This window comes from Stieleria sedimenti (assembly GCF_025060895.1).
Taxonomy (GTDB): Bacteria; Planctomycetota; Planctomycetia; order Pirellulales; family Pirellulaceae; genus Stieleria; species Stieleria sedimenti.
Genome location: NZ_JANZKV010000283.1, coordinates 1 through 26131, shown reverse-complemented (window position 1 = coordinate 26131; position 26131 = coordinate 1). Strand labels below are relative to the sequence as shown.

The following is a 26131-nucleotide window of genomic DNA, read 5'->3' as shown; positions in this document are numbered from 1 at the left end:
GCACGAGAGTAGTAAAACAGCATCAAAGAGTAGCCAGCTCAACGTTGCTAAAGTTGCGCCGGTAATACCGCATGTAGTCGACCTTTCTTTCCAAAGCATCGAGCACCGCGTGGGTGAAGTTGACTTTTTCGAATTTTTGGGCACTGCCCAAGCCGCCCGGCGAGAACACGTTGATCTCCATCAGCTTGTCGCCCACGATGTCCAGCCCGACCAAAAACATGCCGTCCTCGACCAGTCGCGGACGAACCATTTCGGCCAGCTCGAACATCGTGTCGTTGACAACGGCCCTGCGGAGCCGACCGCCGGCGTGAATGTTGCTGCGAATGTCATCGCCGGTGCGAACGCGGCGGAACGCCGCGTATTTTCCCTTGTGACGCATCGGCAGCCCGTTCATCAAAAACAACCGCGTGTCGCCTTCCGCCGCGGCCGGCAAGTACTGTTGGGCGATCACGTAACCGTCACGGCTGACCGACTCAAAGATATCTTCCATGTTGTGGTTTTCATCGCTCCGAGCAATGAAAACGCCTGTCCCGCCGGAACCCTGCAGCGGCTTCAGAATGATCGTTTTTTCTTCGTTCAAAAATTTCGTCACGCGGCTCAGACTGCGGGTGACCAACGTTCTTGGGCGAACAGGTTCGGGGAATGTCTGCAAGTACAACTTGTTCATCGCCTTGGACAATCCGTTGGGATCATTCAACACGATCACGCCGCGTCGCATCGCGAGTCGACCGAAGTGAATTCCGGCGGATTGAGCCCAGGCACGCTGAACCGATGGATTGCTCCGCAACAGCAGCACGTCTAGATCGTCGACCGTGATCCACTCGTTGATCGCCTTGGGTCCCTTGAGCACCGTCAGGTATTTTTCCGAACTGTATTTTCCCGGCGGCACCATGCGGGCGAACGCGCCGATCGTGTCATCGGCGTCGTACGACAGGTTTCCCGTGCTGACGATCCAGACCTCATGCCCCAAACTGGTCGCCTCGGCGGCCAACCGATACGTGGTCGCCCCGGCCTCTTCGCTTCCCATCACGTTTACAACAATTCCCAATCTCATTCGACACGTCCATTTGTCTTGAGGTCTGACACCAAATCAACGACGGAGCCTGCGCCGCCACGTAGCTTTGCCAACCGCTCGATCGCTACCGGGTCTTGCATGAACCGTGGCGTGATCGGTGCCTTGCCGAGCACACCGCGATACTGCAACTCTTTGATGATCGGAATGTGCTTGACCGCCATTTTTCCGACCAACAGCGGATTCAAGTCGCCGCCCTTTTGCACGTATTTCAGGATCGCGACCAGCCCACGCAGGTACACGCAATCTTTCGTCAATCCGCCGCCACGGTAGACCCGCATCACGACGTTGTACGCCGCTCGTTTGCTCAAACCGTAATCATCATGGATCGAATGAAAGTTCTCGACGAAAGACGCACCGTCGACCATTTGACGGACCGCGACGACGCGGGCGCCCAACTGCCGCATCCGCGAGTTCGTCAATCCGCCGACCAAATACTCCGACAACACCGCCAAACCTTCCTGTAACTCTTCATATCCGGCCAGCCCCGAATAGAGTTGTTGAAACGGTTGCAAGCGCCCGTTGTAATACGTCACCAGATGCGTACCGACTTCGTGTGCCAGCAAGGCCGCCACGCGGTCTTCCGCGAGCGTCAAATCGGAGTTCACCATCAGTTTACCGCGAGAGACGATCAGCCCGCTGGCGTCGTCCGAAATCACAACTTTGGCTTTGAAATCGGGACAAACACCACGGTAGTGATCAATCTCGTTCTGGACACACGCGGCGAACTGCTTGGCCGAAAACAGGTTCGCCTTGCTTGTGGAAGACTTCGCCGGCAGCGTGGTCAGCAACTCTTTGGCGACGCGGAGCACGGCATCGTTGACACCGCCAAACAACGCCATACTGAGGTGCTTGAAACGCGGCGTGTCCCGATCCCTCAGCATGGTGAGCTTCAATTCCAGCTCTTCCTGCTTCTCTTCAAAGAGTCGCTGCAACGAGGGATCTTCGACGCGTTCGATCGGAATCTTATACAGTTGTCGTTTCAGCAGCGCCGGATCGACCGGCAGCGGACGATAATGAAACTCGGGCGGATGCTTGCACTGACCGGCTTCGAACTCCCTCCACGCACTGGTCGGATTGACGGGTGTTAGTTGAAGCAAATAATCGAATTGGTTGCTGACTTCGGCGAGCTGCCGGTCGATGTCCCAAACCGCTTTGACCACCGCTTTGCGACCCAGCGTATGAAAGTGATCGGGGCTGTGTGTCGTCCGGTCACAAGCAAACTCAAAATAGGCGTGTCGAAGCGCATGACTGAGACTCCTGCGCAACTGGCCCATCAAGAGCGGAAACTCGACGGAGGTGTTCGCTTTGCGGAACACCGGCGGGACCATCAAACCGATCTTCCAGCAGTTCATTTCACGCGCACGCGGCGAATCAATCAGCGGCTTCATGCCCGGCGGACAGATCGTGCCGCCGCGAACCACTTGAACCTCAACGCCGTGTTTCAGAATCTTCATTTTCTGAAGCCGTTTGCGAAGCGACTCGACGGTGTTGTCCAGTTTGGCGGTACCGGGTGACTGAATCGTGAAGGTTGGCAACACCGACGGCACCGCCGGATCGTTCGCCTTGCCACCATCGGGCGACGACCAGATCTCGACGATCAGAAAGGCGCCAAACTCGGCCGACAGCGTTTCGACGACCGTCCCGACCAGCTTCGACAGACTGTCATGAAACTCTGCCGCGCCCGCCCCGATCAGATACGAGGCCTCGCCCCGCACCAGCTGCTCGGTCCCGGCATCGTCGTACTCCGGCGGCTGGCGATAAACACACAGAAACGGAACTTGTCGGTCGATGTGCAGACGCCCCTTGTGGGGTAACGTCCGACGCACGCGTTCGTTCCGCGACAATCGATCGCGAACCGCTGCGATCAACGATTCCGGTACGCGGTTCTTGTCGGCCTTGGCAATCGTTCGTTTTCCGTGCGTGGTCGTGGTCATCACTCTAAACAAGCCGCGGGTGGTTGATGGCGTCCATGACAAAGGGCACCGAATATTGGAGGGCTTCGGAAATCGCGTCGACGGCGGTGGGATCCGGCTGGCCGGTCCACTCGTCCATGAAGAACTTTTTGAATTCGATCGCGATCGCGACGCCGGTTGTCGGAAAGGTTTCGTGAATCCAACGCGGCCAGTTGCCGCCTCGAAACTTGACATTCTCTCGGACATCAAGCTTGCCGCCGGGAAAGTCGAACTCGCGCAGCCCTTCGACCAACGCGTCCACCACATGTCCCCAACGTCGCCGGTCCATGGTTCCTGTGCCGATGTTGACCTGTGGGTTTTCGAGCGGATCGGCGACCGGTCCGGCCGGCCCGGCACGTCGGTGGTTGTAGGTGTGCAGATCATAAACGACGAAGTGTCCCTGCTCGGCCACGATTTCGCTCAGCATCTCTCGCATCGCATCATAAAACGCATCGTACTCGTCCAATGATTTTGCAAACATTTCATCGGCCGGATTCTCCTTCCAAACCGTCAACCCCCACGCATCCTCAGGGGTCCGATAGACAGCTTTGTCGCGAGGACGGTTCAAATCGACTTCGAACCGTGATCGCAATCCGACGACCTGCGTGGGCGCACACTTCGTCCAGTGTCCGGTGAAAGGGTCTTCTTCTCGGAGCCGACCTGGGTCATCGAGTTTGACCTGCGACAAGACATCGTCACGCATCGCATGTCCATCGTGGACCGCGGTCGCCACCAGCGGACCTTTGCCTCGCTGAAGTTGCCAAATCTGGTCGCTCATCCCAAGTCTCCCCCGGTCGGTTGCCGTCTTCGTGCTAACATCGCGCGGGATTCAGTACGATCGAACGATCCACAACAACTGCGAAGATCGGGTCGATGTGCGAGACTGCACCGCTAACATCCGACGGTGACATAGAGCACAACGCATGCCATCGCGTTGACAAACTACTTCCAGCCAGGAATTCTCGGGCCGAGGGACGACGGAGGGCAGAAGACTGGGAAATCCCTTTCAACCAGTGGAAAAGTTTTTTCCACTTCCTCCTCGGTGGTTCGACCGATCACTCCGGGCTCGTCAGGCGGAACCGAATCTTGGTCGCGCTATCGTTCTTCATCTCCAGAACCTCGGCGACCGCCCCGTCCAGTTCGATGCGGTCTCCCTGGGCCAGGATTTTTTGTTGAAAGTCCATCAGCATGCCGCTGATCGTGTCCGCCTCGTCGGATTCGTTGAGTGGAATGGCCAGTCGGCGTCGCACTTCCTCGATCGGCGTCGTGCCGTTGACGACAAATTCGCCCTTGCCTTCGGGAACGATGTTCGGATCGGCATTATCGAATTCATCGTCGACTTCACCGACGATCCGTTCGAGCACATTTTCCAGCGTCACCATTCCCGTAATTGTGCCATATTCGTCAATCACAAACGCCATCAACTGATGCGTCGCCTGAAAATGCCTCAGCACCTTGCTGATCGGCATCGTTTCATGGACCTTCCTGGGCGGACGAATGATGGTCCTGACATCGAAGTCGGAATCCGACTCGGGAACGGTCAACAGGTCCTTGATGTGCACCACGCCCAACACCTTGTCCAGCGATCGGTCACAGACCGGGTAGCGGGTGTGCATGGTCGTCCGAACCAGTTCGCGGAGCACCGAGATCGGTTCATTGACATCGAAAAAGATGACGTCGCCGCGGGGCAACATCACGCGCCGCACGATCAGATCGTCGAACTCAAAGACGTTGTTGATCAGGCGGTGTTCGCTACGCGTCAGATTGCCATGGACATGCGCCTCGGTCAGCAACGCACGGATCTCGTCTTCCGTACTGACCGATTCGTGATCCGACGCTCCCCGGATGCCCACCAGTTTCAACAGATACGTCGTGACGATGTTCAGAATCGTGAGAAAGGGATACAGGATGACGTAGAAGAACTTGAGTGGAATCGCACACCACAACAACACCTGTTCGGGCCGGCGGATGGCAAAGATTTTGGGGAACTGTTCGCCGGTCACCAGGTGCAGCCCGGTGATCACCGAAAACGCGATCGCGAATCCGATCACCTTGACGACGGCTTCATCGGTCACCCCCACCCAACCGAGCAGCGGCTCGACCAATTTGGAGAACGCCGGTTCACCGACCCAACCGAGCGCCAGGGAAGCCATCGTGATCCCGAGTTGGCATGCCGACAGCGATTCGTCCAAACGCTCGGCAAGCCATCGGGCGGTGTTGGCGAACAGTTTGCCTTCACGGGCGAGTTGCTCGATCCGCGAAATCCGCACTTTGACGAGCGCAAATTCCGCGGCCACAAAAAAGCCGTTCAGAATGATCAGAAACACCGCAATCGCCAGAAACAGCAGCGTCCGACCGCCGCCTCCCGCCTCGTCGCCCTCCATGACCGGTTCGACTTCGGCGAACAACGCCAGACAAAAACAACAGAGTGATCCGATCATGCGAATGGATAAGTGTGATGAAGGTTCGGCTTTGGATGAGCGACGACAAGGGAAGCCGTCCGAACCGTGGAAACGACCTCCGACCAGTGGAAAAGAACTTTCCATTGGGGGCATTCTACGGGGATTGCTCCACTGCGGCGCGGCAGGTGAAGGCCGGATCATCGCCAAAAAGCAAGTTCGCGTCTACGGATCGACGCGACATTCGCTGCGGCCGGTAGAGCATTGCCAACTGATTTAGGGTGCCACGGAAAAGGGGTCAGCAATGACGCAACTGTAGACCGTCACTGTCCGCTCGAGACGACGGGGCGCTCAACGGCGGAATGATCGAACGATTTGAAGTGGCAGAATCATACGGGGCAGAATGATGTTCCGACCGCTGGGGTCGTGGAGCCAGCATCATTCTGCCGCCCCATCATTCTGCCGCCCCATCGTTCTGCCACCCCATCGTTCTGCCACCGTCGCATCGAGGCCGCCGTCGGGTGCCTGCAGCGACGCCTCCCGACGACAGTGCTGGCCCACGCCGGAGTCGCAAACACGCCTGCTCACGTGTGCTCACAAAACTGGCATCCGCCGGGTCGTCTGCACACGGACTAAGCATGGCAACATGCGTTTGGTTGACTTGAATGATTCCCCGCGATTTTCAGATTTTTTTAAGTGATTGCCAGCAAAGGGTTTGCGCTGCTGATCAGACCAGCGAGATGGACATTGGTCCGCCAATTGCCAACTCGGTGCCTCCGATGTGCATGCCACAGAATTGAGAACGCTTTCGACTCTTGAGCATCGTGAAAGATGGCCCAGGTAGGAGTTTCTGGCGTCTCGATCTGATCCCTGGCTGAACAAGTGAGTGAGAGTCCCCGATCCCCCGGGACCGCTCAGCAAATTTCCTAATTTCGAGAAGGTTTGGAATCGAATGTCTAAGTTAATGCGAGCACCATTGCTCACAGGTCTGTTTTTTGCCGGGGCGCTCTGCCTCGGAGCCGCGTTCACGCCCGAGGTGTTGGCTCAAGCCGAAGAAGTCGCTGCAGAAGCTGCCGAAAGCGCCTACTCGTCCGAAGAATACGTTGCATCGGATGGCTATGCCGTCTTCGCGGTGAACAACTTGTGGATTTGCATCTCCGCTGCCCTGGTGTTCATCATGCACCTCGGCTTCACCACGCTGGAAGCCGGCCTGACGCAGAAGAAGAACGCGGTCAACATTATCTTCAAGAACGTCTGGATCGTCTGCACGGGCATCCTGCTGTACGCCGCATGGGGCTTCAATGCGATGTACCCCGGCGACTTCAACGGCTACTTCGCGATGGGCAGCTGGTTTGGGCAATCGCTCAACGACGTCAGCATGACCACCGCGGACTACAACGCCGGTTACACCTGGTGGGGTGACTTCATCTTCCAAGCGATGTTCGCGGCGACCGCTGCAACGATCGTGTCCGGTGCGGTTGCCGAACGTGTCAAACTTCCCGTCTTCATGCTGTTCTCGACCTTGCTGGTCGGCTTCGCCTACCCGATCATCGGTAGCTGGAAGTGGGGCGGCGGCTGGTTGGATCAAATGGGCTTCTACGACTTCGCTGGATCCAGCATCGTGCACGCCTTCGGCGGCTTCGCAGCCTTGGCCTGTGTTTTGATCCTCGGCCCGCGATCCGGTAAGTACACCGAGAGCGGCATCAAGCCGATCGTCGGTCACAGCATGCCGTTGGCCGTCATCGGTGTGTTCTTGTTGTGGCTCGGGTGGTTCGGGTTCAACGGCGGTTCCGCCCTTTCGGCTGACCCCAAAGCCGTCTCTTACGTGTTCGTAACGACCAGCCTTGCAGCCGCAACGGGTGCAATCACCTCGATCGTTGCCTCCTACGTGCTGTTGAAGAAGCCCGACGTGTCGATGGCTCTCAACGGGATCCTGGCCGGTCTGGTCGGAATCACGGCCGGTGCCGACACCGTCGGTGAAGGATCCGCGATCGTGATCGGTGCCATCGCCGGACTGTTGGTGGTTGTCGCGATCCTCGGATTCGACAAAATCAAGATCGACGATCCGGTCGGTGCGATTTCCGTCCACGGTGTGTGCGGCATCTGGGGCACCGTCGCGGTCGGCATCTTCTCGCTCGATTCGAGTCACAGCTTCGTGACCCAGCTGATCGGCACCCTGGCCATCGGCGGATTTGCCTTCGCGTTCTCCGCCGTCGTCTTCGGTCTGCTCAAAGTCACCCTCGGTGTCCGAGTCAGCCTGGAAGAAGAAACCCTCGGTTTGGATATCAGCGAACACGGCATGGCTGCTTACAACGGCTTCGAAACGGCGTGAGACCGCTGCAACGATAACGTTGTGATTTATTGAAACTTCTCGGCTCTTGCCTGGGCCAGAAGATCCCAGTCACCCGGGTGTGTTTTAACATGCCCGGGTCTGGGTATTTTATGGGGCTGTTGTTCCGCCGGCTTTGAATCCTCCAACGAGTGGAATCAATACCGTTCGCGGCGTGGCCCCGGCGCTCCTGGTTCAGCCACACCAGCGTCGGCGACGAACGACGACGCCGACGACGATCGCGGCCATCAGTGCCAGTGCGGCCGTCGGCTCGGGGATCGCCGTCACCGTGCCACGCGCGACGAGTGTCCCGGTAATGCCCAGATCCCCACCGGCCAGGGTTTCGGAATCTACGATGTCCATGCTGAAAAACAAATCGTACTGATCGCCGTTCTTCGTGGCCGTCAGTGTTCCGGTTCCGCTTCCATTGATGTCGGTCCCGGCGAGCGTCACGCCCACCGGTGCGACGGTTCCACCGGTCAACGGAATCAAGTGTTCGGTCCCGTTGAAGTTGCCCCCGGCGACGGCACTGGATGCAGGAATGGTGTCGGCGGTCGCAGTCGTTCCCGCCCCCACCAACGTCATCGTCTCAGTCGGATCATTGGGGTTCCCTGTCGGAACATTGGCCATGCTCCACTCGCTGCCGATCAACGTGCCGCCGGTCAAATTCAACGACGAGATCACGCCGGTCGCAAAATCGATTTCGATCTCGGCGTTCATCGTGCCCGACAACTCCGTCGCGGACGCGCCGAGCGGAATCACCATCCCCATCTCCGTCACCGACAACGACAAATCCAGCGTGTTCACCGTCGGTGTCGCCGCATCAAGCGTCAAAATGGTGCTGACCAGGGCGCCGTGCGAAGACGCTCCCTGGGTCAGCACGAACAAAAGACTCGTCACAAAAGCAAACGTTTTCATTGAAGCTATCCCTCGGGTGAACCAACTGATGACGGCCCAGTATAAACTGGGTCATCACGCCACATCAACTTTCCCACGCCTGGGGATCCCGAGTGCTCTGTCCGGATCAGAACTTTGGGTTGCGTTTGGCCAGCGGAAAACGGGTCAGGTACCATGATGCATCGCTTTTTGATTCCGGCACTCTCGCTTGTCGCCGTCACCGTTGGAGTGGTTCCGTACCACGCTGTCGCCGCGCCGCCGAACGTTCTGTTCATCGCCGTCGATGATCTGAACGATTGGATCGGGTGCATGGGCGGGCACCCGCAATCAAAAACGCCGAACATCGACCGGCTGGCCGAAAGCGGTGTCTTGTTCACCAACGCCCACTGCCCCGCGCCGGCTTGCAATCCATCGCGGACCGCCATCATGACCGGGATCTCGCCGCACGTGTCGGGGCTGTACGACAACCGACAAAAAATGCGCGAATTGTTGCCCGATGCGGAATTGCTGCCCAAGTACTTCTCTCGACACGGCTATTGGTCCGCCGGATCGGGAAAACTTCTGCACTATTTCATCGATCAACAATCATGGGATCAGTATTTCCCGCCCAAGGAAACCGAAGACCCGTTTCCTCGCACGCTGTATCCGGAAAAACGCCCCGTCAGCCTGCCCGTCGGCGGTCCCTGGCAGTACCGAGAAACCGACTGGGGACCGCTGGATGTTTCAGACCAGGAATTCGGCGGTGACTACTTGGTGTCGCAGTGGATTGGCGAACAGCTGGGGAAACAACATGACCAACCGTTCTTCCTGGCATGCGGAATTTATCGGCCCCATGAGCCTTGGTTCGTCCCCAAAAAATACTTCGATCGCTTCCCTCTGGAGAGCATTGAGCTGCCGCCGGGATACCGTGCCGACGACTTGGACGACTTGCCACCGGCGGGAAAGCGGCGTGGCCCCAATCGATACTTTGAACACATTCTGAAGCACGACCAGTGGAAGCAAGCGCTGCAGGGCTATCTCGCATCGATCTCGTTCGCCGACGAGATGGTCGGGCGGGTGATCGATGCGTTACAACGCGGCCCCAACCGAGACAACACGATCGTCGTGCTGTGGAGCGACCACGGTTGGCACTTGGGTGAAAAGCAGCATTGGCAAAAGTACACGCCCTGGCGAGTCTGCACCCGCGTCCCGCTGATCGTCCGTGTTCCAACTGGGACGCCAGGTTTACCCGCCGGCACGAAGGCGAACACCGTTTGCGACGCGCCGGTGAACTTGCTCAGTCTGTATCCGACGCTCGCCCAATTGGCCGGGTTGCCAACGCAAGAGTCCAACGACGGGCCGTCGCTTGTTCCGCTGCTGGAAAACGCGCAGACCGAGTGGCCCCACGTCTCGATCACCTATCTGAGTCGGCCTGGCAACTATGGGCTGAGCGGCCGTCGATGGCGATTGGTCCAGTACGACAACGGTGACCACGAGTTCTATGACACCGACGCCGACCCATACGAGTGGACCAATCTTGCCGAGGATCCCCGACACGCTTCACGGATCGACCGTCTGCGAGCGCTCGCGCCGACGGAGTTTGCAGCGTTTGTCGCCCCCAGTGACGCGGCCCTTCCGAAGCTGACGTGGCATCCTGCAACAGACTCGGCTGTGCCAGCATCCAAACCCGATGGCAACCGTTTCGACGTCGTCTTCACCAATCGTCGCGACCAACCGGTGAAGGTGTTCTGGATGGATCGCGATGGCAAACCGAAGTCGTTCGGGACACTGGAATCCGGTTGGCGCAAGCCCCAGCAATCGCGTCCCGGAGCCGTGTGGTTGATCACCGACAGAGATGAAAACCCGCTCGGTTACTTTGTCGTCGGCGATCGAACGGCGCACGCAGTGATTGATGCGGAGCGACCATGACACCGCGAACCATCACCCGACGACGCGAGCCGCGGGGACCGTGCGGAATCGGACCCTCACGTGTGCGGTTTCAACGCTTTCTTCGTTTCGCCAACATTTCATTTCGAATCATAATCGTCGAAGCGTTACGGGAACGCTATAGTGAGATGAACGAGGGAGGACGAAGCGAACATGTCCAGTGCACATCATTCATCCAGACATCTTCAATCCGCGGCGGTCTTGGATCAGATCGTCGGTTCGGGGCGGGGAATCGGGATTGTGGAGAGTCTATCGGCCGGACTCAACACCGTTCGAGACCTGGTTTTTCACCGGATTCATCTCGACGTGGAACGTTATTTCGGGATGGACTCGATGTGCATTCCGCTCTCGCTTGATCAAAGCGAATACAACGCCAAGGCTGAGATCGACATTTGGCAGATCATCGAAGCCGCTGAATTCGTCGTTGAGTCCGACTTTGTCAGCGATGCCGACTGGATTCGTCGTTGGCTTGGTGAATTGCGGCTGGGCGGCAGCTACGGGAATGGGCCGATCACCGAGCGAGTGGGCCAGTACATGGAACTGGACGCAGATGGCCGCCGGCGCCATTTTGCAAGTTGCCTGGAAAAGGTCTATCCGGAAGCCCGCAAGTCTCCGTTGGTGCTTTATCAATTGATGCCGTTCGCGGTTCGGATCGTCGTCGCGGTCGCCTTTGGTGCGACCCAGCAGGCGGCCAAACAACGCGACCATCAGGCGTTCTTGCTGCCGGGTATTCTGGATTGCTCGAACTGCCAAGGCGGCGTGTTGGACAACGGGGAAACCTGTGTGGAATGCGGCAACCCGGTCTGGAACTACAACTGGCTGCTGGCAGACGATTAGCTGGGCCGCATCGCACGCGAGAAACCGCAACCGGCAGTTCGCCGGCGAGCTGCCGGATGAATGGTGCCACCGATGAATGGTGCCATCTCCAATAACTGTGCCCGAGTGTCATTCGCCAGTGTTTCTGCAATCGTTCGACGAGCGTCGCCGCCCTCTTCCCTTGCCAACTTAGCTGAGCCATGGTGTTCGGTTGAAATCAACTTGTGGCCCCATGCCGGCGCCGCAACTCTGCTATTTCATTCTGCCCACAGGCGACGGCGAGCTGAAGCGGTGTCTGACCATCCGCGGTTCTTGCGTCCACGTCCACGCCCTGTGAAATTAGCGTTCCTACGACGTCCGAGTATCCCTTGCAGATGGCAACATGGAGCGGATTCGATTGGCCTTCTCGAACCGTCGGTTGGATTCCCCCGAGCGTTACTTTGTCGTCAACCTGTCGTCTTAGCAGTTCTAATTCTTCGTGTATCGGCCATTTGACGAAAACCAAATACGCCAATACAAGCCAGTTCAACGGCGTTAGCATTAGCAGGGCCAGACCAATGGCGGTCAAATCCGAATAGCCCATCTTCTTCAGCACCACGCCGATCACGAAGACAATCGGCAGGCACATCAATGCGACGATGGCGAATTCAGGCGTGCTCAGGCCAAACACAAAAGTACCTTCGTTTGCTAAATCGAGTTTCAAGAGGCGCGACCTTCTGGGAGGCGCGCAGCCAGATCTGAGAATGTTCGTCAGGTCAGATTTTAACGTCTATTACCGCTGCGAGGGAACGATTGACTATGGCAAGGGTGATTCTGCAGTCACTCGTGACGTTCTTGCACGCGACGCCAACTCGACGATGTTGATTTACCAGCCTCTGCCTCGGAGCAAAACCGCTGCATCGCTTCGGTGCCCAGACCGGCGCTGATTCGATGCAGTTTTCGATGAACCTTGTCCGGGGTGTTGCGACGCGTGCGTCGAAGAATCCGAGCAAAGTCCGAGCGGTCGATGCACCCGACTGCGCGAAGAAATCGCGTTTTCTCTGTTCGGTGCGATCGCTAATTCGCACTCTGTCCAATGCAGGACGCAGATTGAAACGCCCGCTTTCAGCGCTTCGGATGGACCAACCGCCGCGCTGAACTGTTTTTTCTGGCGCGCGTCGGTATTTCAGACCTCCGCGCCGATACGGGATCGGTTCGAATGGCTGGGTGGCCCTCCCGCATTGGGATGTGCGATCGGCTTCCTGCACTCGGTGTCGACGGCCGAAACAGCGCACGCTGAATTTCGGTCTTCCCTCCTCTCTTGGAATCGCGCGATGGTCTCGCCTGTGAACCTTCAAGGCACAACACGCCCACGAGTCGCCGGGCTCGCCGCGATTCAAACGACCAGACGGTCCAAGGTCAAAATCGGGTGATGTTCGACATCAATGATCAAAACGTCGTCCGTTTCGGTCGAGAAGCGATCGAGCGATGGCCTGACGGTTGTTAACGAGGCTTCAGCGGCGGGCCTTCGAGGGCCGGGTCCGCCTTTTCTCGACATGCCGGTGGACACGACACGAGCACGACAACGGAGCGGTCGGCGACCCGGAATTGTGACGACCTGACGCGCGGGCCGTACCCGGCTTCGTGGATGTCGTCGGGCGACTCGGCAGCGGTGTTGACGGCGACTTCCCAATCGGATGCATCGTAGTCTTGGATCGAAAACGTATGCGGGTGCCAGTCGGCATTGACCATCACGTACAGATCGACATCGTATTGCGATTCACCTCGCAGATGATAGGCGAACTGTCGTGATTCACTCGACCAGTCGATCTGCGGCCCCGTTCCGTACCAGCGGACGTCGTCGCGCCAAAAACGACTCCGCGCGATCGTCGGGTGCGACTTGCGAAACGCGATCATCAAACGAAAGAAGCGGTGAAACGATGCGTGCTCTTTGAGACGGTCCCAGTCGAGCCAGCTGAATTGGTTGTCTTGGTTGAAGGGATTGTTGTTGCCGTGTTGGGTCTGTAAGAATTCGTCTCCGGCGCGAAACATCGGGGTGCCGTTGGAAAGCATCAACAGGCAACAGAAATTCTTTGCCTGCTGCACCCTCAGCTTCATGATTTCATCGGTCGCACCGGCATCGCCTTCTACACCACAGTTCCAACTGTTGTTCTCACGGTGCCCGTCGCGATTCTGTTCCCCGTTGATCCAGTTGTGTCGTTGGTTGTATGAGACTTGGTCGTACAGGGTGAACCCATCGTGCGAATTGACGTAGTTGACGCTTTGGTAGGGGTGGCACGCTTCGTGAAGCGAGTCGGGGAACAGATCATCGCTGCCGTACAACCGCCGCACCATGTTGGGCAACAGTCCCGCGTCGCCCTTGACGAAGCGGCGAACGTCGTCACGAAACAGACCATTCCATTGAAGCCAGCGTTTTCCCGGAAACGCGCGCCCGAGTTGGTTCAGACCGGCGGCGTCCCAGGGCTCGGCGATCAAGCGCACTTTCCCCAACACCGGGTCGGCGCGAATGGCGGCGACCAATCGCGATTGGCTGGACGAGACGGAGCCGTCACCACGGCGGTTAAAGACCGAAGCAAGGTCGAATCGAAATCCATCGACGTGGTACTGATTGACCCAGCTCCGCATGCTGTCCAGGATCATGCGAACGCAGTGACGGTTCTTGGTGTGAAGCGTATTGCCGGTGCCCGAAAAATTCGCGAAGGGATGTTCCGGGTCGCCGCTGGTGATGTAGTAGCTGCTGTTGTCGATTCCTTTGAAGCTGTAGCAGGGACCATGCTCGTCGCCTTCGGTTGTATGATTGAACACAACATCCAAGATCACTTCGATGCCCGCATGATGAAACGCGCTGACCATCTGGCGAAACTCGCGAGCGGCGTTGCATTGTTGGCTGGCATACTGGGAGTGCGGGGCGAAGAAGTTCAAGGGCATGTAGCCCCAGTAGTTGTCTTCGAGAGGGTCAAACTGAAACACCGGCATCAATTCGACGGCCGTGATTCCCAGCTCGACCAAATACGGAATCTTGTCGATCGCGCCCAAATAGCTCCCGCGTCGGGATGCTTCGACACCGCTATTGCGGTTGCGTGTGAATCCGCGGACGTGCAGTTCATAAATCACCAGATCATGCTCATGGAACCGCACGCGATCACTGTTCCATGGATACGCCTCCTGCTCTTTGACGCTGGGAAGGACGCCCAGGGGCGCTTTCCCGACATTGGATCCCGGCCGAATCGCAGCCAAGCGATCAAAGGTTTCGGGAAAATAGATTTCGGTCGCGTAGGGATCGATCAACAGCTTCTGTTCGTCAAACGCATGAAGGTCGTACTTGCGACCGCCCTGCGGGCCTTGAACCTGATAGCCATAATACACCGCGCCGGCCAAATCGGACTCCGGCACGCGGCAATGCCAGATCCGCCCCGACTTGTTCACCAGATAATCCAGGTCAATCCGTCGACAGGGTTTGGCAAGTTGATCCGGTTTGAAAAACAACAGCGACACGCCGGTGGCATGGTTGGAATACAGTGCAAAATTGAAGGCGCGTTCTTCCTCCAACCAAACCACCCCCAGCGGGTTCGGGCTGCCTTCACGGCTATACCAACCGGTCGTGACGGTCGTGTTTCCAATCGCTCCCACGGCCATGCTCTCGCTTGTTCAAGGTGCTGCTCAACGTCAGAACTCCCTTCGATGTGTCGCGTCCTGCTGGATTTGATTTGAAAACGCCCCGGTGTGCCCGCTCCGCAACGTCGCCAACGGACGCGTGTGACGATGTGTCACTGCGTCTCGCTTCGATTCGCAGGGTGCAAATCCCACGCCAGGCGCATCGACGCCCAGGTGGCAGGCTGGAAGCCTATCCCACTCCAATCAATCCGACACTTCTTCCCCAATCGATCGTCAGCTGGCCGGCCTCGCTTGGAACGGCACAAAAAATGCCGCCTCGCATTGGGTGGAGGAATCACCATGCTCGATGCACGTGACATACCGCGAATCATGGCGTTGTGCCTATTTGTCCTTGGCCTCGGTATTTTGAACCGTGACCAGAGCGGCGCGATGGAGCCAACTGTGCTAATGGGGCACACCGACGCCGTTTACGACATTGCCTTCTCTCCCGATGGAACACTCCTGGCTTCGGGAAGCTACGACAACACCGTGAAGGTCTGGCGTGTCGCCGATGCCGAGCTTCTCGCGACACTCGAGGGCCACACCGATCAGGTATTTCGCTTGGCGTTTTCACCAGACGGAAACTCACTGGCATCCTGTGGCGGGGATAGTCACACCTTCGTTTGGGAGATCGGTCGCTGGACCAAGCAACGGACGCTGACCGGTCACGGCGACCCGATGATCGACGTCACCTTTTCCGATGACGGAACGAAACTGGCGACGGCCGGTTCGCACATTCAAGTCTGGCGAGGCGAAACAGAAGTCTGGGCGACGCCGCATTCGGATCTCTATTTCACCGTCGCGTTTTCTCCCAACCAAGAACAGCTTGCGTGCGGAACCCGAAACCTGATTCATTTCTTTGATGTCTCCGACGGCCGCTTGGTCAAGGAGTTGGACGCCGGCGAGGGAATGATTTATCAGCTCGCCTACTCGCCCGATGGTCGCTGGCTGGCGTCGGCATGCAGCGATGGAAAGGTGACGCTTTGGGACGCCGTTGAGCTCAAGAAGGTCGCGACTGTGACGGCGGATCGCTATTCCCTGTTTGCACTCAGCTTTTCCGGCGACGGCCAACAGATTCTCACCGGCGGGCGCGAACGCGTCATTCGCACCTGGACGATGCCGGCCCTGAAACCGATCGACGAGCGCTACGGCCCCCGAGAGACCATTCTGTCGGTCAACCCTTCGCCGGATGGTAAGCACTTGGCCTGCGGATCCTACGACGGTGTCATCCACTTGTGGTCCGCCGCGGATTAGTGCTTCGTCAACTTTAAAAAGTAGGGTGAGACCGGACGGCTTGCGCCGTTACGCTACGATTTTGGCGGCAGGGCGCGAGCCCTCCGATCCGAACGCGCGAGGATCACGGCTCGCTGCGATCCTGCCACAATTCCCCCAGCAGCTTCACCATTCTGGGGTCATGCGCTTCCAGCTCGGTGCGGTCGAAGGGATAAAAATCATTGCGACCAAAATACGCTTCGGAGGTCTCGGCAAAGTACTCGCGTTCGTTGGTCATCGCGTACGCTTTCTCGGTCTTGCCGTTGCCCCGCAACACGGCATCGTAGCTGCCGTTGTTCTTGGCGATTTCGTACAACGTGCGCACTTCGCTATTGTCGAATCCCAGCACCTGATCGTGATAGGCGTGGGCGAGTTCGTGAATCACCAGCACCGGCATCCGCTCGACTTCACGTTCAAAAATCGGGATGTTCGTGAATTCGACACAGCGGTGCAACTTCGGATGTCGCCCTTGTTTCGCTAACCAATCGGCCCCCGGATGATATTCGCCGGAAGGACCAAACCCTTCGTACTTCGGCGAAAACCAAATCGGGACATCGATCAACCGCGCGACAGCGGACTGCGGAATCAGCCGTTTGACCATCCGCAATTGTTCGGCAAGCAGTTCGAGGGCACGCTCAGTAGCCTCGGCTTGTGTTTGCAACAATTGCTCACTGACCCGAACCGGCCAGCCCTCGACGGCGCGCGACACGTATCCGGGCACGGCGGCTCGCGGATCGTTGCTCCTGATCCGTTCGGCCTCTCGCTTCTGCCGCGAACGCATCGACGATTTCTGGGTGTCGATCTTCGGCCCATCGACGGCCGCCTGGGTTTCCTTTGGCGGCTGATCGCGATGATTGCGAAAGACGATCTCCGGGCGTGGTTTGGGTTGCACACTGTATTTCGGAGGCGGTGGAAGCGATGCCCACATTTGACGGTGAAGCTCTTCGAGCAACGATTTATTTTCGGTCGCCTCGGCAACATTCGAATTTTCGCCGGGATCGCGATGATGATCGTACAGTTCCGTCGCGACGACCTTGCCCGTGCGTCGATTCTGCCACTCGACATAGCGGTAGCGATCGGTCCGCATCGCGTACCCCATCAACGGCTCGCCATCGACTCGACGTCGAAACTGATTGAACGCCGGCCGTTCCCATTTCTTTTTCGGATCGGCCAACAACGGGACAAGGCTCTCGCCTTCGAGTTGTGACGGAACCGGCAGCCCGGTCAATTCACAAAGTGTCGGATAAAGATCGACCAATTCAACAACCGCCGGCGTCACTTGGCCGTTGCCCGCTGCACCGGGTTTTCGAATGATCAGCGGAACGCGGGCATCGATCTCATAATTCGTCTGCTTGCACCAACTGTTGTGTTCGCCCAACTTCCAACCATGATCGCTCCAGAGCACAACGATGGTCTTGTCAGCCAACCCCAACGCATCCAGACGCCCCAGCATTTCGCCGATCAAGCTGTCGATGAAGCTGACCGATGCGTAATAACCGTGTTTGAGCCGTCGCTGCTGAGCTTCATCGAGCAGTCCTTGATCGGGCGACGGCGTCTGATCGAAATCGATGTAGTCGCGCAGTTCGTACATCGTGTTCATCGCGAAACCGGGCGATTGTTTTGGCAGAAACGCATTCTGTGCTAAAGCGATCGATTCCCGATCGTACAGATCCCAGTACTTGCGTGGGACCACGAACGGCAAGTGCGGCCGCACGAAACCGGCGGCAAGAAAAAATGGTTGATCGCTTTTTGAAAGTCGCTCCAGCGCCTCGATCGCCTGTTTCGCGATCGCGCCGTCGATGTGCAGGTGGTCGTCGATGTCGACCACTTCGGTCGCCTGAGGCCGAATTCGCGAGATGCGCCGTTCCGGACGCCCATCGGCACGCATCTTCTCTTTGTACTGAGCCTGTCGGGCCTTCGCCTCGGGTGACCACAGCGAGCGGTTTTCCGGCCATCGATGTGGCTGACTCCAGGATTGATGGTCCGGCCAAGGGTTGTGAAAAATCTTTCCGAAGGACGCGGCATAGTAGCCGTGTCGGATCAGATGCTGGGGCAGGGTGACCGCATCGGGAAGCGTGTTGCGGAAACGCGTCACCAAGTCCCAAACCTTGGTCGTATCGGGACGCAGCCCCGTCATGATGCTCACGCGCGACGGATTGCAGACGGCGAGTTGGCAGTACGCACGCTCAAACAAGACGCCGGATTGGGCGAGCGCATCGATGTGCGGCGAATGAACCGCCGTTTCACCATAACACCCCAGTTCGGGCCGCAAGTCGTCCACGGCAATGAACAACACGTTCGGTTTGGCGAGGCGGTCTATGCTCTGCTGGCCACACGCGCAGAAAGGAGTGGCGTCCCAGACCGCCGCGATCATCACGAAGCTTGTCAACACCCTGCGGTAGAAGCCGGCACTCATAAAAACAGCCCTCTCTGAATGGCCCGTGTCCGTTGCGAAACGAGTGAAATCGGTATCCCGACTGCCGAATCCTAATTGGCAGCCTGGATTCCAATCCCACATCGGTTTTCGTGACACCCGAGGCCCAAAAAACCGATTACTTCCGCCAGGATCAAGTCCATGCAGGCCGTCGGTACGGCGTCTCCGTTACTTGGCCCGCTTCTTCTTTTCGGGCTTCTCGGCAACCCCCATGTACTCCTTCATTCGGCCGACGTAGCCTCCATGATCAAAGTTGCACTGTTTCATCGACTCGGCATAGGGCTCGATCCCGTCTCCGATCCAATCGATGATGTTGAACACTTTCAACGATGCGTAAGAACTTTCTTGCAGCAGTTGGTTCCAGCACTGTTGCGCGGCCGCTCGATCGCCTGCCCGATACAGAATCCAGGCCGCCATCGCACGCACGTGGTGTGATTCATCCTGAATCGCCTTGCGAATTTCGTTGTTGTCCAACGGGGTGGAATCTTGCAGAAGAAAACAGCCCACGATGGCCCAGTAACGCACACCGGAATCTTTCGCCCGCAGGTCCTCGTACAATCGATCGAGGTTCTCGGGATCTTGTGCCAACGCCCGAGCGGACGCCTGTTGCAACGCGGGCACATCGTACAGTGACGGGGTTCGCACCATCTCAAAGATCGTCTTGCCGCTCGCTTCGCTTCGGCGGACCACTTCGCTTTCGGGCAACAAGCCGGCATCAAAGTGATCGAGTTGCCAACGGTCGAGCGCCTGGCTCAATCGCTTGACGTCGGCGGCGTAGCGGGGGTCGTCGATCAAGTTGTTGACGTTGTCTGGATCAACCGAGGTGTCATAAAGTTCTTCCATCGGCTTGGGGCCGAAGAATCGGCCGGTCACGGCATCGGTCTTTCCGGCCTTGTGGTGTTCCTCCCACGCCTGTGTCGCCCGCATGATCCACAGGTAGTTGAGGTGCTGTCCCCATGGCGCGTAGGGCATGTAGTTTCGAAGGTACAAGAACCGCCGGTCGCGGATCGCCCGGACGTTATCACAGCGTTCGTCCATCCGCGTCCGAAAACTGACGTGGTAATCGCGTGACTCCTTGTTCGGCCCCAAGAACACCTTGCCTTGCAAGTAATCGGGTTTCTCGGCACCGCACACGTCCAGCCAAGTCTTGGTCATATCGATGAAGCTGACCAAATCGTCGACCTTGGTGCCCGGTTCGGCGGGACGCAAGTGTTTGAATTTTTCGGGAATGCGAATGATCAATGGACAGTGTGTGCCGCTGTTGAATAGAAAACGTTTGCTGCGGGCAATCACTCCGCCGTGGTCCGAGTTGTGGATGACGATCGTGTTTTCGGCCAAACCGGCTTGTTCCAACTGCTGCAGTGCGAGACCGATGTCGGCGTCCATCTTCTTCATCTGGTCATGGTAGTGCGCGTAGTTTTTGCGAATGTCTGGAATGTCTGGATGGTACTTTGCCAGCCGAACTCGATCGGGATCGTGTTCGGTGTGGTTGACATCGCCGAACGCCTTGGACTCATGCGACTTGGTGCTATTGATGACCATGAAAAACGGTTGCTGCTGCTTGAGCTGATCCCAATCCGCTTTGTCGGTATCCCACGCACTCTTATCGTCTCGGCCGCCGATGTTGTAGTCCGTTTTCTTTTCGTTGCCGACGAAGTATCCCGCATCCTTCAGCAAGTCGGGGTAGTACCGGATTCGGTCGTGCGGGATCGGATAGCGACTCCGCATCGGATGCGTCCCCATCGAAATCGCGTGGACACCGGTGATCCAGGTGCTGCGTGAGGGAGCACAAACGGGGGCATTGGCATAGCAATGCATGTACTGAAATCCCTCGGCCGCCAGGGCATCGATGTGGGGAGTGTCGGCGTACGGGTTGCCATAACACCCGACCCAGTTGACGTTGTTGTCTTCACAAGTCAGCCAAAGGATGTTGGGACGCTCGTCGGCGAGCGCGATTCCGCCGATGAAGGTGGCGACGAGCAAACCTAGATTCCAGAGAAAGCGATGAAGCATGGAACGACCGCTGGAGGAGATGGGGGCGGGGGGAGGGAATATCAGGACCGTCATTTCAACGGCCCACAGGTATCAACCGACGATTTTAACTCGTCCCTTCGCGTCGGGGTGCTGCAACACGGCGAGATGGAGCCGATTGATACCAAAAGTGCGGAAAACCCGGAATGCACGTCGCGGCCCGTTGGACCGGGGCATTGCCGAACACATCGGTGCCGTGCACGAATCAACCCATTCGCTGGCAAACCCTGTAAACTGGTCTCTGCGACGCGCGTCACAGGCGGGCGGTACGTCAGGAGCGGAAGACGACGGGATCACGAAACGACGGGAGAGGGGAGATGCCCAGAGTCGATGAGACTCGCGCTGAATTGCTGGCACAACTCGCGGAAATACAAGCGAAACTCGCAACATTGGACGATTCTGATTCGCCCGAGCACGAAGAAAATCCCCCGCACGCCGACACGGGCTCGGCGGCATCTTATTTCGTCGACTCGGACCATCCCCGGCAGGCCGACATCGCATTGATCGAATGGGCCGCAGACGGTGCCATCCGCCGTTGGACCCCACAGGCGGAGCGAATCTTCGGTTGGAAAGCGGACGAGGTTCTGGGCAAGCGTTGGGACGAATTCTCATTCGTGCATGAACAAGACATCCCCCTGGTTGAAAAGTCCGTTCGAGAATTGCTGGAAAGAAACGTCGACTTCAACAGATGCTTCAACCGCAATGTCCGAAAAGACGGAACGGTTCTCAACTGCGAGTGGTTCAACGCCGTCCGTCGCGACGATCAGGGACAGATCACCGCCGCGATTTCGCTGCCCCACGACGTGACCGAGCGTGTGCGCGTCGAGAGCCACATGCTGCACATTCAAAACGCAATGCGGATGATCACGGTCGGCACGGCCCGTTCGACCGGCTTGGCATTTTTTCAAGCGCTCGTCCGATACATCTCCGAATCGCTCGGTTTCCGCTACGTGTTCGTCGCCCGTATTGACAAGGATTCGCCACAGCGGGCACGGACCATCGCGTTTTTTGCCGAGGGCCAGTTGAAGGACGATTTTGAATTCGACCTGGCGGGAACACCGGCGGCCAACGTGGTCAACCATTCCATGGAATTCTGTGCCGAACACCTTCAACAACGGTTTCCGAACGACATCACCTTGACCCGGTTCCAGGCGGAAAGCTACCTCGGAACACCGTTAATCAGTTCAACGGGAGAGGTCTTGGGCATTCTGGCGGTGTTGGACGACAAGCCGATGGAGGACCGCGCGGACATTCGTGAGATGATTGCGTTGTTTGGTGATCGAACGGCGATCGAGATCGAACGCTCCGTCAATGAAGCGGCACAACACGCCAGCAAAATGCGTCTGCGTATTCTGACCGAACAGATGCCGACCGTCTTATGGACCACCGATCTTCAGCTTCGCTTCACACACTCCACCGGCGCGGGTCTGAAAAGCATGGGCCAAAAGCCCAATCAGTTTGTCGGGCACACACTGTTCGAGTACTTCCAAACCGATGACGAGAGCTTTGGCCCCATCGCGATCCATTTTGCGGCGCTCCAAGGCGTTTCGGGATCGTCTGAGATCGAATGGTCCGGTCGCGTTTTCCAGGTCCACGTGGAACCACTGCGTGATCCGAACGGAACCATCATCGGCACCATCGGCTTGGCCCAGGACATCAGTGAAATCAAACGCGTCGAACGATCACTGGTCCAGAGCGAAGAACGATTTCGCCGGATGATTCAACACGCGCCCGAAGCCGTCGTCTTGTTGGACACCCAGACCGGACGCTTTGTGATGGTGAATCAGGCGGCGGAAAAACTCTACAAGTACTCCGCCGAACAGCTTCTCCAAATGGGACCGCTCGATATCAGCCCCGAAATCCAGCCCGATGGTCAGCCGTCTGCGGATAAGAGTCGCGAAGTCATCTCGAGAGCTTGCGCCGGCGAAACGCCGATTTTCGAATGGTTACATCGAGATGCCAAAGGAGCAGAGATCCCCTGCGAAATCCGTCTGCTGTCGCTCGAAGAAAACGGCCGGACGATCATTCGCGGCAGCGTTACGGACGTGACAGAAAAGAAACGTGCCGAAGAATCACTCAAGAGGTTGGAATCCGAATTAGCCCACGTCGCACGCGTTTCGACCATGGGGGAAATGGTCGGTGGTCTGGCACACGAGTTGAATCAACCGTTGTACGCGATTCAAAACTTCGGCAAGGCCTGCGGCAACCTCGTCGCAGCCGAAGGAGAGATCGACCGCGATCGCCTCCATCAATGGCTGGACCGAATCACCTCCACCGCACAGTACGCCGGCGAAATCCTGTTGCGGTTGCGGAGTTTCGTGTCGCGCGAACCGATTCACAAGACCACCTGCGATCTGGATGAAATCATCAAGACGGCGCTGATGCTGACCAAACACGATGCCCAAGTCGCCGGCATCCGCGTGGAATACACCCCGGCCCCAGGACTGCCACCGGTCAAAGCCGACGCGGTTCAAATCCAACAAGTCCTCGTCAATCTGTTGAAAAATTCCTTTGACGCAGTCTTGGAAGAATCGCACGGCGATCCGCTGGTACGCGTTTCTGCGGAGCCGCGAGCTGACCGCGTCGCCGTGACCGTGACCGACAACGGCCCCGGTCTGCCCGACGGCATCCCCATTTTCGAAGCCTTTTGCTCCACCAAAAAGAAGGCGCTCGGCTTGGGACTGGCCATCGGCACCACGATCGCCAAAGCACACGGCGGGACGCTTCAAGCGAAGAACGGTCCCGAACATGGCGCCGTCTTTTCGTTCACCCTTGCCACCGCCTTGCCGGTGCCTGACGGTCCCTAGTGCAACGTCAACATCAACGAGGAAGCCGCTCGCGATCGCGCGGACCGGCTGATTCCAAACGATGACCAGCCGTTTGACGCGAGCCGACGGGTTGACGCGAGCCGACGGGTTGACTCAAGCCGACGGGCCCAAACGAAAGGAAATGACGCTTCACTCAGCGGTATGGGCCTTCTGCCGACTGCCTACCCTTCAGATTTCGAGCGTGATTCCATCCACAGGCCGCCAACGCGCCGGCCGATCGAGTAGAATCCGCGATTGCAGTTTTGATTGAGGGTTGATCTCTAGAGGAAATGTCGGATGAAGAAACTGGCCGGGTTGAAAGTCATCGTGTTGACGTTGCTGGGTGTGATGTCGTGCTCACCGCTGAGGGCCGACGTGCGTTTGCCGGGCTTCATCGGCGACCACATGGTGCTCCAACAACAAACTCCGATTCGCCTGTGGGGTTGGGCCGACGTCGGAGAATCCGTTGAAGTCGCCTTGGCCGGACAAAAAGCCACCGCGACGCCAAACGAAGACGGACGTTGGCAGGTCGAATTGCCCGCCATGAAAGCCGGCAACCAACCCCATTCCCTGACCGTCACGGGAAACAACACGATCGAGGTGAAGGATATCCTGATCGGCGAAGTCTGGCTGTGTTCGGGACAATCCAACATGGAATGGTCGGTCGCGGCAAGTGCGAATGCCAAGGCCGAAATCGCGGCGGCGACGTATCCGATGATTCGACACATCAAGATCCCTCGCAAACCGTCGACCACACCGCTGAAGGACATCAGCGCCCCGTGGCAAGTCTGTTCGCCGGAGACCGCGGGAGGCTTCACCGCCTGTGGATACTTCATGGCGCGTCGGCTGCACCAAGACCTGGAGGTGCCGATCGGATTGGTCAATTCGTCTTGGGGCGGCACCCGCGTCGAACCCTGGACCCCGCCGATCGGATTTCGCCAAGTCGACGCGTTGAGCGAGATTTATCAGTCCGTCCTTCAGAGAACTCCCGGGTCAGAATCGTACCGCGCGACGTTAGCCAACCACGTCGAGACGACCGAAGCCTGGATCGCGACGGCCACCGAGGCGATGAAATCGGGAATTGCCGTCCAGCCAAGCCCCGACTTCCCGGCCGGTCTGGTGCCGTTCCAAAGTCACCAAGACCCGACGATGCTCTACAACGGCATGATCCACGCGCTGGTCGGTTTTCCGATCCGCGGTGCCATCTGGTATCAAGGAGAATCCAACCACGGCGAAGGCATGCTGTACTTCGAAAAGAAAAAGGCCTTGATCGGAGGCTGGCGAACCCTGTGGGGCCAAGGTGATTTCCCGTTCTACTACGTCCAGATCGCTCCCTTCCAATACGGCAATGAAGACCCCACGATTCTGCCGCGATTTTGGGAGGCACAGGCCGCCGTCGAGCAATTGCCCAACACCGCAATGGTCGTCATCAACGACATCGCCACACTCGGCAACATCCACCCGCCGAACAAACAAGACGTCGGCGATCGATTGGCACGACTCGCCTTGAAAAACGACTACGGTAAAGACGACCTTGTCGCCAACAGTCCCGAAATGGATTCACTGGAAATTCTCGACGACCGGCTGAAGATCACGTTCCGCGACACCGGGGGCGGCTTGAAAACGCGCGATGGGAAACCGCCAAGCCATTTCGAAGTGATCGGCGTCGGATCTGGCGGTTACCAGCCGGCCGTCGCAACCATCGATGGCGACGCCGTCATCCTTTCGTCCGACGAAGTCGAGAAACCGGTCGCGTTCCGATTCGCGTGGCACAAACTGGCCGAGCCCAACTTGACCGGTGGCACCGGACTGCCCGTCGGGGCGTTCCGAGGTGGGGAAGAACCCGATTTCGTCAGCACACTGGCGATCGATCGCGAGTATCAACTGGTCTATGACCTCGATCTAAGTAAGTTGAACGAACGCATTGAGTACGACGTGGACCACAGCGAAAACGTTTCCGCGTTCGATCGAATCGGCTACTTGCTGGAACTCGGCTCGGGGGGCGACGAGGGCCAGGCCGTGTTTGTCTCGATGAAGGCGTTCACCGACGATGTGAAAAAGATCGGCATTCCGACGGCTGCCTCGGGAGCCCGGTTTCAACAAGCCGTCGAAGCAATGGACGTGTTTTCGTCTGTCGAAACCGTGACCGAAGGCCGCTCGATCGCTACCGGCAATCTCGAATTCTGGCCCAACAACTACGGCCCGGCCAACAAGGCTGGCGTCAAAAACGCATCGAACACCCAGTATGACTTCGGCGACGAACCGTCGCCCCCAACGGCAGGTTACGGATCGATGCAGGTGCACAACTTTGCTGAACGGCAGACCGTCTTTGCCATCAACCATTGGAGTGCCGCGGCGGGCGCCGATCTGGGCATCGGCAATAGCTCCGGCCAGCACCGCGATTGGACCTTCACCGCAAACGCCGGCTCCTACGCCAAAAAACGATTGCGGGTCTACGTCCGCCCGGCACATTGACCCAAAAGTGGCGTAAGCTTCCAGCTTGCGTCCGCCAAGTGGCGTAAGCCCAATACCGCTAAGT

The 26131-nt window shown here is 58.0% G+C and carries 15 protein-coding genes; 6 read left to right on the top strand and 9 right to left on the bottom strand.

What is annotated here, in order from left to right; translation table 11 throughout:
• Positions 1-22 precede the first annotated feature (22 nt).
• The 4 genes from NZK35_RS30090 to NZK35_RS30075 all read right to left on the bottom strand — a co-directional run bounded on the left by NZK35_RS30090 (position 23) and on the right by NZK35_RS30075 (position 5468).
• A complete protein-coding gene (locus NZK35_RS30090; RefSeq protein WP_259636238.1) occupies positions 23-1054 on the bottom strand; it encodes a glutathione synthetase in 1032 nt (343 codons plus the stop codon).
• Positions 1051-3009: a flavohemoglobin expression-modulating QEGLA motif protein gene (locus NZK35_RS30085; protein ID WP_259636237.1), complete on the bottom strand. Its 1959-nt coding sequence runs from the start codon at positions 3007-3009 to the stop codon at positions 1051-1053. The genes NZK35_RS30090 and NZK35_RS30085 overlap by 4 nt, the downstream gene beginning before the upstream one ends.
• A 4-nt stretch (positions 3010-3013) precedes the next feature.
• Positions 3014-3805, bottom strand: a complete 792-nt coding sequence (locus NZK35_RS30080; RefSeq protein WP_259636236.1) for an N-formylglutamate amidohydrolase — start codon at positions 3803-3805, stop codon at positions 3014-3016.
• 277 nt (positions 3806-4082) lie between these two features.
• Positions 4083-5468 (bottom strand): hemolysin family protein, encoded by a 1386-nt coding sequence (locus NZK35_RS30075; RefSeq protein WP_259636235.1) that lies wholly within the window; start codon positions 5466-5468, stop codon positions 4083-4085.
• A gap of 910 nt (positions 5469-6378) precedes the next feature.
• Between NZK35_RS30075 and NZK35_RS30070 the strand changes: the two genes are divergently transcribed.
• Positions 6379-7758 (top strand): ammonium transporter, encoded by a 1380-nt coding sequence (locus NZK35_RS30070; RefSeq protein WP_259636234.1) that lies wholly within the window; start codon positions 6379-6381, stop codon positions 7756-7758.
• 192 nt (positions 7759-7950) lie between these two features.
• Here NZK35_RS30070 and NZK35_RS30065 read toward each other — a convergent pair whose 3' ends face one another.
• Entirely contained in the window at positions 7951-8673 is a 723-nt protein-coding gene (locus NZK35_RS30065; protein WP_259636233.1) for a PEP-CTERM sorting domain-containing protein, read from the bottom strand.
• 153 nt (positions 8674-8826) lie between these two features.
• Here NZK35_RS30065 and NZK35_RS30060 point away from each other — a divergent pair, with 153 nt between their 5' ends.
• Positions 8827-10560, top strand: coding sequence for a sulfatase-like hydrolase/transferase (locus NZK35_RS30060; protein ID WP_259636232.1), 1734 nt, complete (start codon positions 8827-8829; stop codon positions 10558-10560).
• Between the two features lie 171 nt (positions 10561-10731).
• A complete protein-coding gene (locus NZK35_RS30055) occupies positions 10732-11415 on the top strand; it encodes a hypothetical protein (RefSeq protein ID WP_259636231.1) in 684 nt (227 codons plus the stop codon).
• A gap of 196 nt (positions 11416-11611) precedes the next feature.
• On the opposite strand, the gene NZK35_RS30050 is transcribed toward NZK35_RS30055, so the two are convergent.
• Together NZK35_RS30050 and NZK35_RS30045 are read right to left on the bottom strand one after the other, a co-directional pair.
• Complete coding sequence (locus NZK35_RS30050) at positions 11612-12097, bottom strand: ankyrin repeat domain-containing protein (RefSeq protein WP_259636230.1); 486 nt, start codon at positions 12095-12097, stop codon at positions 11612-11614.
• 779 nt (positions 12098-12876) lie between these two features.
• Positions 12877-15024, bottom strand: coding sequence for a glycogen debranching protein (locus NZK35_RS30045; RefSeq protein WP_259636229.1), 2148 nt, complete (start codon positions 15022-15024; stop codon positions 12877-12879).
• A 324-nt stretch (positions 15025-15348) separates the two neighbouring features.
• On the opposite strand from NZK35_RS30045, the gene NZK35_RS30040 reads away from it, so the two are divergent.
• Positions 15349-16302, top strand: coding sequence for a WD40 repeat domain-containing protein (locus NZK35_RS30040; RefSeq protein WP_259636228.1), 954 nt, complete (start codon positions 15349-15351; stop codon positions 16300-16302).
• Positions 16303-16405: 103 nt separating this feature from the next.
• Here NZK35_RS30040 and NZK35_RS30035 read toward each other — a convergent pair whose 3' ends face one another.
• Both NZK35_RS30035 and NZK35_RS30030 read right to left on the bottom strand, forming a co-directional pair.
• On the bottom strand, positions 16406-18736 hold the full coding sequence (locus NZK35_RS30035) for a sulfatase-like hydrolase/transferase (protein ID WP_259636227.1): 2331 nt from the start codon (positions 18734-18736) through the stop codon (positions 16406-16408).
• 186 nt (positions 18737-18922) lie between these two features.
• Complete coding sequence (locus NZK35_RS30030) at positions 18923-20767, bottom strand: sulfatase-like hydrolase/transferase (RefSeq protein ID WP_259636226.1); 1845 nt, start codon at positions 20765-20767, stop codon at positions 18923-18925.
• A gap of 335 nt (positions 20768-21102) precedes the next feature.
• Between NZK35_RS30030 and NZK35_RS30025 the strand changes: the two genes are divergently transcribed.
• Together NZK35_RS30025 and NZK35_RS30020 are read left to right on the top strand one after the other, a co-directional pair.
• Positions 21103-23592: a PAS domain S-box protein gene (locus NZK35_RS30025; RefSeq protein ID WP_259636225.1), complete on the top strand. Its 2490-nt coding sequence runs from the start codon at positions 21103-21105 to the stop codon at positions 23590-23592.
• A 297-nt stretch (positions 23593-23889) separates the two neighbouring features.
• The gene (locus tag NZK35_RS30020; RefSeq protein WP_259636224.1) at positions 23890-26067 is read left to right on the top strand and encodes a sialate O-acetylesterase; all 2178 of its coding nucleotides are present in this window, start codon (positions 23890-23892) and stop codon (positions 26065-26067) included.
• Positions 26068-26131: the final 64 nt, after the last annotated feature.